Origin of the sequence: Anatilimnocola aquadivae, assembly GCF_049819085.1 — a bacterium.
Lineage (GTDB): Bacteria > Planctomycetota > Planctomycetia > Pirellulales > Pirellulaceae > Anatilimnocola.
In genome coordinates this window covers 5,589,259-5,607,047 of record NZ_CP187419.1, presented here as the reverse complement: position 1 = coordinate 5,607,047, position 17,789 = coordinate 5,589,259, and the positions used below count along the sequence as shown (strand labels likewise).

The following is a 17,789-nucleotide window of genomic DNA, read 5'->3' as shown; positions in this document are numbered from 1 at the left end:
GCTGAACTAAAGTCGTGCTCTGTTCCCTTGTTCAATTCCAAGTAGTTGCTGCAGCTGACGAACACTTCCCAAACGACCATTTCCTCCTTTCGTATATCTTGATGACCGCATGAGCTCTTCACCTCCCGATTCCAACGCCGGCACCATTGAGTTTACCTGCAACGGCTGCGGTCGCTCGCTGAAAGTTCCCGCCTCTGCGGCAGGTCGCAAGGCGTCGTGTCCTCAGTGTTATGGCGTGGTGCAGGTTCCCACGACGAGCGCCGCTCCGACTTCCGATATCTCCTATTCGGCACCTGCTCCTGCGGCACCATCGCCGACCGCGCCCACGACTGCCTGGAATCCTCCAGCGCCGGCACATCAGCCGACGTTCTCGGCTCCCGGCAGCGGTGCTCCCGCTTTCGCGCCGCCTACAACACCGCCCCCCGCAGCCCCCGCTCCGGCACCGGGCATTCATCTGTCGCCCCGTGCAGAACCTGGCCGAGAGACGCCGACGAAGAAGCTCTTCGATCGCATCACGCAGGAAATCGGCAAGCTCTACGTCGGCCAAGATGAACTGGTCCTCGGGGCACTCGTAGCCCTCTTCTCCAGCGGGCATGTGCTCATCGAAAGCGTGCCGGGACTGGGCAAAACGCTGTTCGTGCGCACGTTGGGCAAAGTCCTTGGTTGCCAGTTCGGCCGCATTCAATTCACGGCCGACTTGATGCCTTCCGATATCACAGGCGCCCCGATCTTCGACATGAAGACCCAGGAGTTTCGCTTTCGCCCTGGTCCGGTCTTTACGCAGTTCCTGCTCGCGGACGAAATCAATCGCGCGCCTGCCAAGACGCATGCGGCTCTGCTGGAAATCATGCAGGAGTATCGCGTCACGGTGGACGGTACTAGCCATGTCATCGAGCGACCGTTTTTGGTGCTCGCCACGCAGAACCCAATCGAGTCGGAAGGTACTTACAACCTGCCGGAAGCCCAACTCGATCGCTTCATGTTCAAGCTGGTCGTCGACTACCCGCAAGAGCAGCAGGAAGCTCAGATTTTGCAGATGCACAGCCAGCAGTTGGATTTGAACGAACGGCTGAAGAACGATCTGCAGACAATCACTTCGCCCGCTGAGATTCTGAGCACGATCCAGGACAATGCCAAGGTGCGAATCGATCAGCGACTGATCGACTACATCAACAAGATTGTGCGGCGCACGCGCGAATGGCCACAGTTTCATATGGGTGCTTCGCCGCGTGCGGGGCTGTCCCTCGTGCAGGCTGCCCGCACACTCGCGGCGTTTGCTGGCCGCGATTACGCCGTGCCAGACGACGTAGTGCAGATCGCTCTGCCCGCCTTGCGGCATCGCGTTGTGCTTACCGCAGAGGCGGAAGTGGAAGGGCAGAAGATCGATGATCTGCTCACCGAACTGATTCGCTCCGTGGAGGTTCCCCGGATCTAGCCGGAACGCTCTCATGGATCGCCTGAATCAGTTATTAACGCAGTACGCGGACTTCCTCAACGAATACGCAGTGGCAATTGTCCTGCTCGCGGCTGCGCCGATTGCGATCCTGGGCTGGAGCAAGAAGATTTATCCGCACGTGGCGCTCATCGCGCTCTTCAGCGTGCCAGTGATTCTGACAATGACCTTGCTGATCGATAAGAAACTCCTGGCCCTGGTCTTGGTCGTCGACCTGATCATTCCACTGATCGCGTTGATCGACCTCTTCACCTTGCCGGCCAAGAAGCTGCTCACCATCGAGCGGCAGGCCTTGAAAATCGCGTCGCTGCAAAAACCGCACCGAGTGACCCTGCAGATTTCGAATGTCAGCGCGCGATCATTCACGGCTTGGGTTGTGGACGATATCCCGCAAGAGTTCACTGCCGAGCCCAAGGAGTTTGTGCTCAAGCTAGGTGCGCGCAGTCGCACGACGGTGCATTACGATTTGACCGCTAGCCGTCGCGGCGCCTACGCGATGCATTGTGTCCATGTGCGCGTGCGCAGTTGGCTCGGGCTGTGGAAGCGGTTTTACAAATACGATGCACCGAGCGCCATTCATGTCTATCCCGATATGAAGCAGCTGGCTGAGTTCGCTATTCTTGCCCGCACCAACCGCCTGAGCTTGATGGGTGTTCGTCGCACTCGCAAAGTCGGCACCGAGAACGATTTTGAGCGGCTGCGAGACTACACTCTCGACGACAACTATAAATTCATCGACTGGCGCGCCAGTGCCCGCCGCAACAAGTTGACGGTTAAGGACTTCCAGACCAGCCAAAGCCAGCGGTTAATCTTTTTGGTCGACTGCGGCCGCCTGATGACCAATCAGTCGTCCGGCATCAGCTTGCTCGATCACTCACTGAATGCGGCGCTGATGCTCAGCTATGTGGCGCTGCGGCAGGGTGATTCGGTGGGCATGATCTGCTTCGCCGATAAGGTGCTGTCGTTCGTCCCACCGCGCGGCGGCATGAATCAGATGAATCAGCTGCTGCACAGTTCCTTCGATCGCTTTCCGGAGTTGGTGGAATCACGGTACGACGACGCGTTCCTGTATCTACACACGCACTGCAAAAAACGCTCGCTCGTTGTGTTGATTACGAATGTGATTGACGAGGTCAATTCTCACCAGATTCAAAGCTACCTCGGCAATGTCGTCGGGCAACATCTGCCGCTCGGCGTTTTGCTGCGCGATCATCACTTATTCGATGCGGCCGACCACGATCCTCGCTCGGAAGAAGAACTGTTTCGCGGCGCTGCAGCGGCCGAGATTCTCTCCTGGCGACATCAGGTCTTGCGCGACCTGGAGCACACGGGCGTCCTTAGTCTGGATGTCTTTCCCGAAGATATGACGGCTCCGCTCGTAAACCAGTATCTGAACATCAAGGCTCGGCACCTGCTGTAGCCGCAGGCAACTGGCGATATAACTAGGCGGTTGACGTCGCTTTCGCCTAGCCTTCAGCCGGAGAATGGATTGCCGTGTTTTTAGCCGAGCCAAATCGCACCCCATGGGATCTCAACTTTTCGGTGCTCGGTTTCCCGGTGCGCGTTCATCCCCTGTACTGGCTGTTCGTCGTCTTCGCAGCGGGCGCTCAGGATCCCAAGATTGTCATCATCTGGTTGCTCGTCAGTTTCGTTTCCATCTTGATTCACGAGCTCGGCCACGCACTCATGATGCGGCGGTTCGGTCGTCAGGCCCACATCGTGTTGTACATGATGGGTGGCCTCGCGATCGAAGGATCGCCGAATCCCTATGATTCTTACTACAGCCCGCGCGGCGAGCGGCGAACGCCTTGGGAGCAGATCTATATCTCGCTGGCGGGGCCCGGTGCGCAGCTGCTATTGGCGCTGCTGATTTACGTCTTCATTCGTGCGATGGGTGGCGATGTGGTCATCGCTCTGCCGGAAGACGGAATTCTGCCCTATCTGAAGATGTTTCGCAGCGATCGGATGAGCGATGAATTGGCGATCTTGCTGAATGCCGCGCTCTACTTCAATACCTGGTGGGCATTGGTCAATCTCGTGCCAGTGTATCCGCTCGATGGCGGCCAGATTGCAATGCAGCTCTTCACCATCCGCGATCCCCACGGCGGTCAAGTGCGCGCGCTGCAATTGAGCATTGCGGCCGGCGTCGGCATGGCCGTTCTCTTCCTGACGCTCGGCAGTTGGTTCACCGTGATGCTCTTTGGCTCACTGGCGTTTTCCAGCTACATGGCCTACATGCAGATCTATGGCCAAGGTGGCGGCCGCTACCGCTAGACTCGCTCGCTCAGCGTGCGAGTAAGCATAGATTACTCGATCGTCGTATCGGTTGTCACGGCTTCTGCAATCGAGCTTGCGGTGGCATTGGGAGGCAGCAATTGCTTGCGGTCGATTTCCTGGGCAACCAGGTACGACTTCAGATTAGCCAGCATCTTGCGAGCTCGTTCTAACACATCGGACTGGCGACGATCGCGACTGCGAACCGGACGAACCGAAACGCGAACAATGGTTCGGTCCGAGATGCCCGTCCGACCACCGAGGTTGAGTCTGCCTTCTTCGAACCACATTTCGATGAGAAAGGCGACCGGACGATCGGTGGTACGACGCATCAAAGGTGAATTCTCGCCGTTGATGCGAAGGAGCAGATGCCCCTCTTCGATCTTTTCGACATCGGCGTGGTAGTCGGACACAAAGCCGCGCATCTTCTCGACAACCACATTCAGCGGCACTGCTGTCGCGAGCGTACGTTCGAGCAAGTGATCGGCCTTCTCGCCGCGGAACCAACTGAACCAGGTCCAGGGCTTCGGTGGTGCCTCTTCGCCGGTGAAACCAGAACCAAGTTGCACGACGCAGTTACGGCCGTTCTCTTTGGCCTGGTACAAGCCGCGGTCAGCTCGACGCAGCATCGTATCGGTCGTATCGCCGCTTTGCAGTTCGGTCACTCCAAAGCTTGCGGTCACACTGCGGCCATTGAGTGCCGGGAGCGGTAACTCGGCCAGTTCAGCACGAATTTCATCCGCTTTGCGGGTCGCACTGCTATTATCGCAGTCGCTGCAGAGCATCACGAACTCTTCGCCGCCGTAGCGGGCCACGAGATCGCCAGCGCGGCAATTTCGACGAAGCAAGGCAGCAAAATTGACGAGCACTTCGTCGCCAGCTTGATGGCCGAAGGTGTCGTTCACCTTCTTGAAATGGTCGATATCGCAAATGATCAAGCTGCAAGGCAATTGCCGCTTCATATGATCGCTGACGGTCATCGTAAAGAAGCGATCGAACTCGGCTCGGTTCGCCACTTGTGTCAGCGGATCGCGAGTGGCCCGTTCGTGCAGGCACTGGACGCGTTGCTCGAGGGTGATCTGTGAGGAGGCATCATGCAGCAAGACTGCAGCGCCGAAGGTGATGCCGTTCTTGCCATGAACGGGCACTACATGGGCATCGACTTCGACAACCTGCTGATTGCGACCGGTGATGGACAGCCGCTTGAGCGTTTGTCCGCCTTGACGAATCGCCTGCATCACGGGGCAGTCATCTTCGTCAACGAGTTTGTGCCGGTCATCTCGCAAACTGACGAGAGACGGCGACCAGTGTTTGTGTTCGATGCTCGAGGCAGCAATGCCAGTCAAGCGTTCGGCGGCCCGATTCCACAGGACGATACGTAGCGAGCTATCGACAAAGATCACAGCATCGTGCATGTTCTCCAGCAGTCGTTGCTGAAACACATGTTCGGCCGACGAGTTGGTGCTGCCCGTCGATTGCGACAATTGCCAAAAGGCATTGACTTGATCGGGGTGTAGGTGCTTCAACCAACGACGAGCCGCGCCGCCATGCAGGCGGACCAGATCGGCGCTTAGGTAGCTGCAGAACTCCCGCACCAGCTGAGGATCAAATTGCACGCCTGCGAACTCAAACAGTTCGGCCACGGCACGTTCACGCGAGAGGGCGCGGCGGTAGACCTGATCGCTCGTCATGGCATCGAAGGCATCGACGATGGCCAGGATGCGGGCCCCCAGGGGAAGTTGTTCGCTGCGGAGGTCGTAACCTTCGCGACTGCCGTCGAACCAGGCTCCCGCGTAGTGCACGATGTTGAGCATCGGCGGCGATGCTGCACAAGAACGAAGAATCTCGACGCCAATCCGGCGGTGACCTTCAACCACGAGAAACTCGTCGCGGGTCAGCTTGCCGGGCTTGAGCAGAATGCGATCGGGGACGCCAATCTTGCCAATGTCGTGCAGGAGTGCGGCGAGTTCGATTTCGTCACGCAGTTGATCCGGCAGTTGCAGTAGAGCAGCCCAGGAAGAGCAGCCCATCGCCACTCGTAGGGAGTGTGCCGCGGTAGGGGCATGCTTGGCTCGTAAGGCAGAGAACAGGCTACTGCCCAGACCAAGCCGAACCTGCACCAGCTGATTCTCGAAGGCCTGCTCGAAGGCATCATTCTCGCTGGTATCGGGCTCGATCTGATCGATCAGAGTGGAGACTACCTCCAATCGTGCGTCGGCATCCCGCGAAGCTGGGCTCGCAGACGAGGACGAAGCGCTGGTTGGGTAGGACTTTTCCATGTAGCCGTGGTCTAGGATATCGCTGCAAAAACTCGCTTAGCCGCTGCGTTTGACAGGAACACAGTTGCCGAGTCTTTCGGGGATGTCTAACGAAAGGTAGGACGCTTACGGGAGAGGAGCAAATGAAACACACCGGTGACAGGAATTAGCCGCCCAATGGTCACTGGTTGGTCGGTGCAGACCGATTAAGCGATACAAACCGCACCCCTGACGTTCCGACAATTACGAAATCGTTAAGATTCGCACGACCCTAGAGAAGGCCTATTCGGCAACGCCGTTGCGGATTTAGGGAAGATGAAATCACCTAGCGGAAATTCCAGCTATTCCAAAAGGTGCATCCAAGAACTCGCTCTATCGCTTTATGGCATTTTGTACAGGAAAGGGGTTTACTCCCTATTCCATGCCAATTAAGTTGCTGAGCTTGAATTCGACCGTTGCACCAGGCAACAAAGCATTACCAGCTTAACGGTTAGTTGTGTTTTGGCGGCGGGCGGAAAGGCACATGTGCCGGCAGTAGCCGGCAGGCGACATGATGCCTTGAATTCGCGTGACTTTAGTCACTTGAGGAAGATCCATGTTGAAGAATCGTTCGTTGTGGCAGCGCCAGGGATGCGCGCTAGCAGTTATTGCAATTTCAAGCTGTCTGGCGTTGGGACAGGAGCCGGCGGCACCGGCGACTGTAGCTCCAGAAACGCCGGCACCTGCAGCTGTGGAAACACCCTCTGCTCCGGCAACCGAGGCCAACGCAACACCGCCGTCGACTTTGGAATCGGTCGAAGCCAAGGCCAATGCCGCGATGCTGGGTGCCAATAATGCTTGGATGCTGACTTCATCGGCCCTGGTGTTGTTTATGACGGCTCCGGGTCTGGCCATGTTCTATAGCGGCCTCGTCCGCAAAAAAAACGTCCTCGGCGTGATGATGCAGTGCATTTTTTTGATGGGTTTGATGACAGTCCTGTGGGCCCTGTACGGTTACTCGCTGTCGTTTGGCGGTAGCAACCCGTACATCGGCAACGGCGATTACTTGTTCATGAACAACGTGCAACGCGAATGGAAGGACGGTGCGCCCTTCACCCCGATGATGAACGAAGGGACACCCATGGTGTTGCCGCGTATCACGCACATGTTGTTCCAAGGGATGTTCTTCATTATTACCCCCGCTCTGATCTGTGGTGCCTTTGCCGAACGCATGAAGTTCAGCACGATGGTGGTCTTCAGCATTCTGTGGGGAACGTTCGTCTACTGCCCGCTTTGCCATTGGGTTTGGGGCGGCGGCATCCTGGCGTTTCGCAAAGATGCCGACATGTCACTCAGCTTGATGGGTGGCGCAATGGACTTTGCCGGTGGCGCTGTGGTGCACATCAGCTCGGGTGTTTCGGCACTCGTTTGCGCGTTGGTGATGGGTAAGCGACTCGGCTACGGCACAGAGCCGATGCCTCCCCACAACCTGACCTACACCACGCTGGGCGCTGCCATGCTATGGGTGGGTTGGTTCGGCTTTAACGCTGGTAGCGAACTGGCCAGCGACGATTTGACCTCGAGCGCTTTCGCCACGACTCACTTCTCGGCCGCTGCGGGCACCTTGGCCTGGGCCCTGATGGAATGGATCACTCGCGGCAAACCAAGTGTGCTTGGTGCGTGCTCGGGTGCCGTTGCAGGGCTGGTTTGCATCACTCCCGCCGCAGGCTTCGTCAATCTGATGCCCGCCTTGGCCATGGGTGCGGCCGGCGGCGTTGTTTGCTTCTTCGCCTGCACCAAACTGAAGACGGCCATGGGCTACGACGACTCGCTGGACGCCTTCGGTGTTCACGGTGTAGGCGGAACCTTGGGGGCCATCCTGACCGGTGTGTTTGCCACTCGCGCAGCCTGGGATATCAACGGCGGCCAGCCCCTAGGCTTGATCGAAGGTGCCACTCGGCCCTTGATTGGCCAAATCGTCGCTACGCTGGTCACCTGGGTTTTTGCTGCAGTCGCTTGCTTTATCATTCTGAAGATTCTGGATGCCACGATGGGCTTGCGCGTCACCAAGGATGAGGAAATCGAAGGTCTCGACCTCAGCCAACATGGTGAAGAGGGCTACATCTCGCTCTAACCACTGGTTAGACTATGAGTTAGCAACTAACTACGGGCGGACCAACCAGCTTTGTCTGGTTGGTTCGTTTTTTGCTTGGCATCCGAGCATTCTCTTCATCACAGCAGGTCAACGGCATGAGGCCAACGGGCATTGCAGTGGATTGCAGCGCGTTCGCCCCTCAGGAGTAGCAGCATGAAAAAAGTTGAAGCGATCGTCCGCCACTTTAAGTTGGAAGATATCAAGAACGCCTTGGCCGAACGTGGCGTGCACGGCATGACCATTTGCGAAGTTCGCGGTTTTGGTCGCCAAAAAGGGCATACCGAAATGTATCGCGGTACCGAATACGCCGTCGACTTTGTGCCGAAGGTAAAGATCGAAGTCGTGGTCTCGGATGCAAATCTGCCACTCGTGCTCGATACCATCATGCGGTCGGCACAGACGGGGCAGATTGGTGACGGCAAGATTTTTGTTCACGAACTGGCCAATGTCATTCGCATTCGCACAGGCGAAACGGGCGAAGACGCGCTCTAGAGCCGCAGCCGAAAGCTCGCCCGCGCATGCCCAGTGGCCCTTCGTTACATCCTGATGTTGTCGCAGCCAAAGTGCGCCTTTCCGAGGTCCGCGCGAAGCTGCGCAGTCAGCACGAAAGTGGTTCGCTGGGCGTGCAAGTGTGCACGCACTTTGCTGAATCGCTTGACGAAATTGTCATTAGCCTATTTCAAGCCGCAGTGGCCGATCTCGATCCGGCCCTGCGAGACAGAGCTCTCGCCGAAACCTGCGTCATCGCCCATAGTGGTTTTGGCCGCCGCGAATTGGCCCCCTACTCCGACATCGACGTCATGCTGCTGCATCGTCCAGTCGATGAAGAACGGCTTGCTCCGTTGGTGCGAAGATTCTCTCAGCATTTATACGACACCGGCATGGACGTGGGCTTTGCTGCACGTCATCCGCAACAGGCCCTGACGCTTGCCAAGCAAGATGCCACGATCTTCACGGCCCTGACAGAATCTCGGCTGCTTACCGGCAATGCCGAGTTGTTCGAGAAATTCCGCCAGCAATTCAGTCGCCTCGCTCGGTGGCATTGGCCGACTTTGCTCCGCACGCTCGAAATGGCACGCAAAGAAGAACGCTCCAAGTTTGGCGAAACGGTTTTTCTGCTCGAACCAAACATCAAACGCTCACGCGGAGCTCTAAGAGATATTCAGCTGGTCCGTTGGGTCGGATTTACTCGCTACGGCGAGAATGACCCGGAAGCGATGATGCGCGCAGGTGTGCTCACCAAGGAAGAATTCAAACGCTTACGAAATGCTCGCGATTTTCTCCTCTGGCTGAGGAACGATCTTCATTTCCACGCCGACAAGGCCAACGACTTACTCGAGCGACACGAGCAAGTTCGGGCGGCCGAGCGACGGCAGTATCCGAAGCAAGAAGGACTGCTTCCTGTCGAGCAGTTCATGCGTGAGTATTTCACCCACACCAGTGCGGTGCGCGAAATTGCTGGCAACGTATGCGCCAACGCGCTGCCTCGGCAGTGGTGGCGCCTGCTGACGGATCCCCTCTTCAGCCATCAATTCGAGGGCGATTTTCGTGTTGGTCCGCGTAGCATCTATGCCACGGGACGCGGTCTGAAGAAACTGCGCGGCGATGTCTCGCAGGTGCTGCGACTGCTAGATGTTGCCAATCTTTACGACAAGCGCGTGGATCAACAAACCTGGCAAGCCATTCGCTTGTCGATGGCCACGCAGCCGCCCGTCGACCCTTCTGAGCCTGTTCCTGAAAGCGTATCGCAACGATTCTTATCGCTACTATCAACCCCCGGTCGGCTCGGCGAATCGTTACGCCGCCTGCACGAACTGCGCGTGCTCGAACGGATCATTCCGGCGATGAGCCACGCGCGGGGCCTGCTGCAATTCAACGCTTATCATCGCTACACGGTCGATGAGCATTCGCTGCGAACCGTTGAGGCAGTGGCCGCGATGCAAACGCATCCGGGACCTCCAGGACAGGTCTATCGCAGCTTAAAAGACAAGCGAATTCTGCACTTGGCAGCACTCATTCACGACCTGGGAAAAGGCTACGTCGAAGACCACAGTGAGCTTGGTGCCCGCCAGGCAATTCAACTGGGCAAGCGCCTCCGCTTGCCACTATTGGAAACGGAACATCTGAGCCTGCTCGTGTTGAAGCATCTGCGCATGTCGCATCTGGCTCAGCAACACGATATCAACAATGCCAAAGTAGTCGTTTCCTTTGCCGCTGAGGTGGGCTCTGCGGAAATGCTCAAGATGCTGTACGTGCTAACGCTCGCCGACCTGACGGCTGTGGGGCCGGGCGTTCTCAACGATTGGAAGCAGCAACTACTCACCGATTTGTATGAGCACACCCTGGCTCTTATCTCCAGCGATTCTCCAGCCGCGCACGCGAGCCAACGCCAGAAAGCTGCCCGCGAAGAGCTGCTGATGCTCGCCGAGCGCTATCCCGACCAGCCTTGGTGGCAGGAGCAAATCGCCAATCTCCCTTCGAGCTGTTTGTTTGCCGGGCCCTCCGAACAAGTGGTCGGCGAACTCGAACGACTGCGAAATCTACCGCACAACCAAGCCATGGCCTGGGGGCGCTACATTCCGCAGCGCGATGTGGTGGAGTACACGGTTGGCACGTACGAAGAGATCACTCCGGGCATTTTTCATCGTCTCACGGGTACGCTGACAAGCTTGCGGCATCAAATACTCTCGGCCGAAATCAATACGCTGCGGCGTGGCCTCGTGCTCGATCGTTTTTATGTCCAGGATCAAGACGCGACCGGCGTACCGTCCACGCAACGCATGGACGAAGTGAGTCAGGCTCTTGAACAGGCTTTGAAGCATCCCAGCGACAAGCCGCCGGTCTTTCGCAAGCTGTGGCACGAGCGGAAGCAAGAACAGAAATCAGTGGTGAATCACCTGCCGACGCGAGTCACCTTCGATAATGCTTCGGCCGAGAGTTCAACGATCCTAGCGGTCTTCGCTTACGATCGGATGGGTTTGCTGTACACCATCACGCGCACCTTGTTCGATGTGAACCTATCGGTGAGCATCGCTCGTATTGGTACCCATCTCGACCAGGTTGTCGACGTCTTCTACGTGACCGATCGTGAGCGGGGCGGCAAAATCACCGACCCCGGCTATCTGGCCCACATTCACGAACGATTGCTCGCCGAGATCGAAAAGCTCGAGCTCACGCAAACCTAGTTCATAGACGCCGCAGGCTTGTGCTCGCTGAGGCCAGCAAAGTAGTTCTTCACGGCGACATCGAAGGCTTTGGTGCTCAGCACGAGCGGCAAGTCGTGAAACTCGCAGAACGTCCGCACCTGCTGCACCAGGTCGCGAGGCTGGCAGTAACGCAACGGTCGCCCCGATTCGATGTAGTGCTTGGCCAGCAGATGATCGAAGGCATCGTCGCGAAACTCGATGCCCGCCTTGTGACAGCAGGTCTTCATCAGATCGCGAAAGTCGCGTGGCGTAGGATCGGTCACTTCAATCTTGTACGGAATGCGTCGTAAGAACGCTTCATCAACGAGTCGTTCCGGCGGCAAATTGGTCGAGAAAACTAACAGCTGATCGAACGGCACTTGTACCTGCCTGCCCGAAGGAAGCGAGAGGTAGTCATAACCTTTTTCGAGCGGCACAATCCAGCGATTCAGCAGTTCTGCGGTGCTCATCCGTTGACGGCCAAAGTCGTCGACAACCAGTGCGCCGCAGTTGGCCTTCAGCTGGACAGGAGATTCGAGAATGCCCGTAGCGGGATTGAAGGCGACTTCCAACTGTTCCATCCGCAGTTCGCCACCGACGATGATCGAGGGCCGCTTGATGCGAACCCAGCGGCGGTCGTAGTGCATCAGGTCAAGCAGCGCACCACTGGCGGTGGGTGGAGCCTCTTCATGGTTAGCGGGGTCAAACAGGCGAATGATTTCGCCCGTGATGGTTACGGTTCGAGGAATCCACACGTACTGACCAACGGAACGAATGACCCGCTCGGCGATGCTGGTCTTGCCGTTACCAGGCTGACCAAACAAGAACATTCCCTTGCCACCGTGAATGGCCTGGCCGATCTGACTGATCATCGCTGGTGGCAGTGAGAGATCGCCAAACGCGGCACAAAGGTCCGGCAATTTAGGCTTCGACTTGCGAACCGATTGTTGCTCGATACTGGTGATGTAATCCTTCAATGGCACCGGCGCCGCACCACAATACGTGCAGCGTTCGAGATAGAACCGAGCGCGTTTCTCGCCTTCGTCGGTCAAGTCGTATTCAAAGTCACCAACAGTTGCCTGCCCCTTGTAGTTGAGCAGCATTTGGCTCTTCAGACTGCGCAGTGCTTCCTGCAGAATGCCGAATGGCAGTTTGATCTGGTCGGCAATCCGGCGGCCCACGCACGAACCACTCGTGAGCAGCTGCTTCAAGATCAGTGATTCAATTTCGGCAAGCGCCAAACCGGTCTCTTCAAACGTGGTGGGCTCGGCCGGCAGAAAGGCATCCGAAGTATGGGCCAGCCTGTGCGGGTTCGGCAGCGAAGCAGATGTCGAGTGAGTCTCGCTAATGGCGGGCGAATTCTCGGCAGAGATCGACGACATGATGGCTTCCGCTGTCAGGAGGTAGAGAGGTGCTCAATCGCTAGTAGGAACCTAGCTCACGACCGGCATAGCGGCTTTTGCCCGCATTCTCGCCGGCAATCTTTCGCAGCCGAATGAACTTGGCGCGCGGCACAAACGATACCACCGGCAACATCGACACAGGCAGGCAAAAGCCATTCGTGCGACAAGTTCGGCCAGCGCTGGGCGGGGTGTGACGTATGTTGAACTTTAGCCCCCACAGCGGTCCGACTCCCTCACCCCTTGAAAACAGCGGCGCGCATGATTCACGTTAGCGGCCTCGAAAAGTCGTATGCCGATTTGCACCAAGGTCCGCGCGTGGCGTTGGCGGGCATTTCTTTTCAAGCGCGGGCCGGCGAAATCTACGGGCTTCTCGGACCCAACGGCGCGGGCAAAACCACGGCGCTCCGCATCCTCAGTACCGTCTTACGCCCCACCGGTGGCGCGGCCACGGTCAATGGCTACGACGTGCTCACGCAGCCTGCACTCGTGCGTCGTTCGATTGGTATCGTCTCGTGCAACACGGCCGTCTACGACCGCATGACTGCCTGGGAAATGGTCGAGTACTTCGGCCGGCTCTATGGTCTGGCCGCGGACGAACTGCGCGACCGAATGAATCAACTGTTTGAACGTCTGCAGATGAACGAGATTCGCGACACGCTCGGCGCGAAGATGTCGACGGGCATGAAACAAAAGGTCTCGATCGCCCGCGCGCTCGTTCACGATCCGCCCGTCTTGATCTTCGATGAAGCAACGGCCGGACTCGATGTGCTCGTCGCTCGTGCGTTGCTGCAAACCGTCGCGCACCTCCGCGATATGGGAAAGTGCATTATTTTCTCGACGCACATCATGCGCGAAGTCGAGCGGCTCTGCGATCGCATCGCGATCATGCATCGGGGCCACATTTTGGCAGAAGGCACGCTGCAGGAACTCGCTGCCATCCATGGCGAACCAGATTTGGAAGAACTCTTCTTCCACCTGATTCACAAGCACAGCGACACACCGCCGACCACCAGCCTGCTCAGCATCCCTGATGCCGCCCCCCTCACCACGACACCGACGAGCAACGTATGAGCTGGACCAACATCAAGCTGATTTACTTGCGCGAGCTGCGCGACCAGCTGCGCGATCGTCGTACCCTGTTTACGATCGTCATCTTGCCGCTCTTGATGTATCCACTGCTCGCGATGGTCTGGTGCCAGATGCAGCAGTTCCTCAAAGAACGGCCATCAAAAGTTCGCATCGTTGGTGTGTCTAGTTTGCCGCAGCAACCCGTGCTCTTCGAAAACGGCGAGTTCCCGCTTGCCCTCTGCACGGAATTAGAGCGGAAACTTCTAACGCTGCAGATCGATGCCGAGCCGCAAGGGCTCACCGAAGCCACCTCGCTTGATGAACTGCGAGAGTCGGCAGAAAGTGACATTAAGTCTGGAGTGTATGACGCCGTCGTCTATTTTCCGCCGGAGTTTGCCAGGAACATCGACCGCTTTCGCCGGGCGAAAGATGGCACTGCCAGCGACAAATTGCAGGTGACCGATCTCGACTCCATTCCGCAGCCAGAGATTTTTGCCGACTCTGCCAACGATGCCTCGCGCGTCGCCCTGAATCGCGTCGATCTCATTTTGCGTCGTTGGCGCGAAGTGATGGTGCAGGACAATCTGGCTCATAGCGATATCCCCATCGGTGCAGCCCGCCCATTTGAGTTGGTGAATACCGACGTCGCCGAGACCTTTCGTCGCCGCGCAGCACTGTGGTCGAAGGTACTGCCCTTCGTGCTCTTAATTTGGGCACTCACCGGCGCTTTCTATCCGGCCGTTGACTTGTGCGCTGGCGAAAAAGAACGCGGCACGCTCGAGACGCTGCTGGTTAGTCCCGCAAAGCGCGACGAGATTGTGTGGGGCAAGTTGCTCACCGTAGTGACCTTCAGCATGGCCACTTCGCTGTTGAATCTGCTGTGCATGGGCCTCACTGGCTCGCTCTTCTTTATGCAGATGGCCTCTAGCATGTCGTCGCCGATGATGGACCTGGGCCCTCCGCCCCTCTCGTCGTTGTGCTGGCTGGCTCTTGCTCTGGCACCGATCTCCGCCTTGTTCAGCGCGTTGGCACTCGCCATTGCCTCGTTCGCTCGCAGCACCAAGGAAGGCCAATACTACTTGATGCCGCTGCTGCTCATCAGCTTGCCGCTGATGGTGTTGCCACTGCTGCCGCAGGTTCGTCTCGACTTGGGCTTTAGCTTGATTCCGGTCACAGGCGTGATGTTGCTCTTGCGCGCACTGATGGAAGGGCAATATCTCGAAGCACTCCGCTACAGTCCCTTTGTGATCGGGATCACGGCTCTTTGTTGCTGGCTCGCCATTCGCTGGGCAATTCGACAATTCAATAGCGAATCCGTCCTGTTCCGCGAAAGCGAACGGTTTGGTCTTGGACTTTGGCTGCGGCATTTGATCCGCGACCGTCAGGATACACCGTCACCAACCGAAGCGATCGCTTGCGGCGTGTTGTTGCTGTTCCTGCGATTCATCGGCAGCTTTACCATTCCGATGCCGAGCGACTGGACGCAGTTTGCGATGACGACCTTCGTCGTGCAGGCAGCGCTCATTGCCACGCCGGCCTGCTTGATGGCGATCATGCTCACGCGCAAGCCGCGGCAGACGTTGCTGTTGCAAGCACCTTCCTTCTGGTCGACTGTTCCCGCTGCGATGCTGCTCGCTCTGCTCCTTCATCCCGCACTGATGTTGCTCGGCGCCGGCATTCGCGAAGTCTATCCGCTGAGTGAAGAAACCTTGCGTGCACTAGCGCCGCTCGAGTCGCTGCTGGCGCATGCCACGCTGCCCGAGTTGATACTACTGGTGGCCGTCGTGCCTGCAATCTGCGAAGAACTGGCGTTCCGCGGATTTATCCTTTCGGGCTTGCGTCGTCTCGGTCACAAGTGGACGGCCATCGCCATCTGCAGCGTGCTGTTTGGGGTTGCACATGGCCTGCTGCAACAATCGCTGGCCGCGACCGTAGTGGGCATGATCATCGGCTACATCGCGGTAAAGACCAACAGCCTGCTCCCGGCAATTGGCTATCACTTTGTGCATAACAGCCTGGGAGTGTTAAACAGCCGAGTAACGCCCGACCTGATCGATCGCTGGCCCGTGCTCGACCTGCTGGTGGAACTCTCGCCCGAAGGTGGTGTCGAGTATCGCTGGGCGGCGACCGTCATTGCCGGTCTGCTCGGTGTGATGATCATCTTCTGGATCAAGCGGCTTCCTTATCACCCATGTGCCGAAGAGCGACTGCAACAAGCGCTCTCGCGACAATCGACCGCGCTGCAGGCCACTTAGGACGAACGTGGTGCTGTATTTCGGTTGTGTTTCGGCTGTCGGGCGGGTAACTTTGCAACGAATCGACGTTGTCCTGTTGCCTGCCTCAGCTCGCTCGCCGAACAATCACTCGGTGAGTCTCTCCACCTTGAGTGCGCGCGCTGCGACGATTGCCTTCCGCCAATCGATCCTGCCTTCTTCTGCTTTCTTGAGAGTTATCCATGCGTATTGCCCTGGGCCAAATTTGGCAAGAGACCAACACGTTCAATCCCTTGCCCACCACCCGTGCCGACTTCGAAACCTTCGGCGTCTTGCGCGGCGCAGACATGCTGGAGAAGATGCAGGCGACGAACGAGCTCGGCGGAATGATGCAATCGTTGCGTGCCTGGCCGGAACCGCCCGAGTTGGTTGGCCTGGTCCGTTTGCCGGCATGGCCCTCGGGTCTGGCGACAGCCGCGACCTTCGATTGGCTGAAAGAGGAACTGATCGGCAGCTTGCAAGCCGCAGGCAAGGTCGATGCCGTGTTGCTGGCGTTGCATGGCTCGCTGGTCGCAGACCAGCACCCCGATGTCGAAGGAGGCTTGCTCGCCGCCGTACGCGACTTGATTGGTCCTGATATTCCGCTGGTCGCCACCTTGGATCTTCACGCGCATGTAACCCCGGCGATGATCGCAACTGCCGATGCCCTGGTGCTGTTTCATACCATTCCGCATGTCGACGTCGTTGATACCGGCAAGCGCGGCGCAGAACTGTTGCGAAGAATTCTGTACGAAGGCGCAAAGCCAACCGTTGCCTGGCAACCCGTCCCCGCCATCCTTCCGGCCGAAGTGGCGAATTCCGAACAGCCGGGCAATGTCGCCGCGATGCGCAAAGCTCGCTTGCAGCACTGGGAATCGCAACCGGGAGTGCTGACGGCAGGCGTTGCCACCGTTCAGCCTTGGCTCGATGTACCAGGTCTCTCTTCGGCAGTCGTCGTGGTGACGGATGGAAATGAACAACAGGCCAGCGACATCTGCAATGAGCTGGCCGGCGAATTGTGGCAAAGTCGCGAGCACTATCTGCCTCAACTGACCGACCTGCCCATCGCGGTGCAAACGGCGCTGGCAGGTGATGGCCTCACCGTGCTCAGCGATAGTGCCGATGCCACGACTTCTGGCTCGATCGGTAACGGTACGGCGTTTCTGGCTGAAGTGCTGAAGCATGAATGGCCTCGGCCTGTTTGTTTAGCGATGTACGCGCCGCATATCGTGGCCCAGGCAACAGAACTTGGATTGGGGCAGGAACACGACTTTACTTTTGGCACCGAACCTCCGACGAGTTTCGTGCAACCGGTAACCGCCAAGATGAAGGTGGAAAAGCTCTTTCCCACGGCATTCACGCTTTCGGGGCATCTGGGATCGAATCTCGCCATCGACATGGGCCCGAGCGTCAGGCTTACCCTCGGCAACATCAATCTGGTCGTCACCAGCCGCAGCGGGCCCCATTTCGCGCCAGAGTTGTTCCGCGCCGCCGGAGTAGAACCGTTCACTGCGCAACTTCTGGTTGCCAAAAGTCCTTGCGGCTTTCGCGCTGCGTACAGCCACGTGGCGAAGCGAATTCTGAATGTGCGCTCTCCTGGTTGCGCGCCAGCAGACTTCTGGCAGCACCCCTTCGTCAACCGGCCCTCTCCGCTGTGGCCGTTCGACGAATTCACCTGGCAGCCGAAGTCCCTACTCAAACGGGTTAGATAGGGTACCGAATGTCGTCGCCCGCCCCTTGCAACGACGGGCCTCGCGCACCA

General features: G+C 57.9%; 11 protein-coding genes. 9 read left to right on the top strand and 2 right to left on the bottom strand.

Going from position 1 to position 17,789, the window contains the following annotated elements; all coding sequences use genetic code 11:
• Window positions 1-109 precede the first annotated feature (109 nt).
• From NA78x_RS22060 to NA78x_RS22050, 3 genes are all read left to right on the top strand, one after another.
• Window positions 110-1,435 carry an AAA family ATPase gene (locus NA78x_RS22060; protein WP_425614544.1) on the top strand — a complete coding sequence of 442 codons (1,326 nt, stop codon included), beginning with the start codon at window positions 110-112 and terminating at the stop codon, window positions 1,433-1,435.
• Between the two features lie 13 nt (window positions 1,436-1,448).
• The gene (locus tag NA78x_RS22055) at window positions 1,449-2,873 is read left to right on the top strand and encodes a DUF58 domain-containing protein (protein ID WP_425614543.1); all 1,425 of its coding nucleotides are present in this window, start codon (window positions 1,449-1,451) and stop codon (window positions 2,871-2,873) included.
• A 137-nt stretch (window positions 2,874-3,010) separates the two neighbouring features.
• The gene (locus tag NA78x_RS22050) at window positions 3,011-3,727 is read left to right on the top strand and encodes a metalloprotease (RefSeq protein WP_425614542.1); all 717 of its coding nucleotides are present in this window, start codon (window positions 3,011-3,013) and stop codon (window positions 3,725-3,727) included.
• Window positions 3,728-3,759: 32 nt separating this feature from the next.
• On the opposite strand, the gene NA78x_RS22045 is transcribed toward NA78x_RS22050, so the two are convergent.
• Window positions 3,760-5,934, bottom strand: coding sequence for a diguanylate cyclase (locus NA78x_RS22045; RefSeq protein ID WP_425614541.1), 2,175 nt, complete (start codon window positions 5,932-5,934; stop codon window positions 3,760-3,762).
• 646 nt (window positions 5,935-6,580) lie between these two features.
• Here NA78x_RS22045 and amt point away from each other — a divergent pair.
• The 3 genes from amt to glnD all read left to right on the top strand — a co-directional run bounded on the left by amt (window position 6,581) and on the right by glnD (window position 11,304).
• Window positions 6,581-8,098, top strand: a complete 1,518-nt coding sequence (amt, locus tag NA78x_RS22040) for an ammonium transporter (RefSeq protein ID WP_425614540.1) — start codon at window positions 6,581-6,583, stop codon at window positions 8,096-8,098.
• A 174-nt stretch (window positions 8,099-8,272) separates the two neighbouring features.
• Window positions 8,273-8,611, top strand: coding sequence for a P-II family nitrogen regulator (locus NA78x_RS22035; protein ID WP_145092663.1), 339 nt, complete (start codon window positions 8,273-8,275; stop codon window positions 8,609-8,611).
• 26 nt (window positions 8,612-8,637) lie between these two features.
• Window positions 8,638-11,304: a [protein-PII] uridylyltransferase gene (gene glnD / locus NA78x_RS22030; protein WP_425614539.1), complete on the top strand. Its 2,667-nt coding sequence runs from the start codon at window positions 8,638-8,640 to the stop codon at window positions 11,302-11,304.
• Here glnD and NA78x_RS22025 read toward each other — a convergent pair.
• Complete coding sequence (locus tag NA78x_RS22025; RefSeq protein WP_425614538.1) at window positions 11,301-12,686, bottom strand: AAA family ATPase; 1,386 nt, start codon at window positions 12,684-12,686, stop codon at window positions 11,301-11,303. The two genes, glnD and NA78x_RS22025, sit on opposite strands and share 4 nt — an antisense overlap.
• Window positions 12,687-12,965: 279 nt before the next feature.
• Between NA78x_RS22025 and NA78x_RS22020 the strand changes: the two genes are divergently transcribed.
• The 3 genes from NA78x_RS22020 to NA78x_RS22010 all read left to right on the top strand — a co-directional run bounded on the left by NA78x_RS22020 (window position 12,966) and on the right by NA78x_RS22010 (window position 17,739).
• Window positions 12,966-13,778 (top strand): ATP-binding cassette domain-containing protein, encoded by an 813-nt coding sequence (locus tag NA78x_RS22020; protein WP_425614537.1) that lies wholly within the window; start codon window positions 12,966-12,968, stop codon window positions 13,776-13,778.
• Window positions 13,775-16,030 carry an ABC transporter permease subunit/CPBP intramembrane protease gene (locus NA78x_RS22015; protein ID WP_425614536.1) on the top strand — a complete coding sequence of 752 codons (2,256 nt, stop codon included), beginning with the start codon at window positions 13,775-13,777 and terminating at the stop codon, window positions 16,028-16,030. Before NA78x_RS22020 ends, NA78x_RS22015 begins: the two co-directional genes overlap by 4 nt.
• A gap of 200 nt (window positions 16,031-16,230) precedes the next feature.
• Window positions 16,231-17,739, top strand: a complete 1,509-nt coding sequence (locus NA78x_RS22010; protein WP_425614535.1) for a M81 family metallopeptidase — start codon at window positions 16,231-16,233, stop codon at window positions 17,737-17,739.
• The last annotated feature ends 50 nt before the right edge of the window (window positions 17,740-17,789 follow it).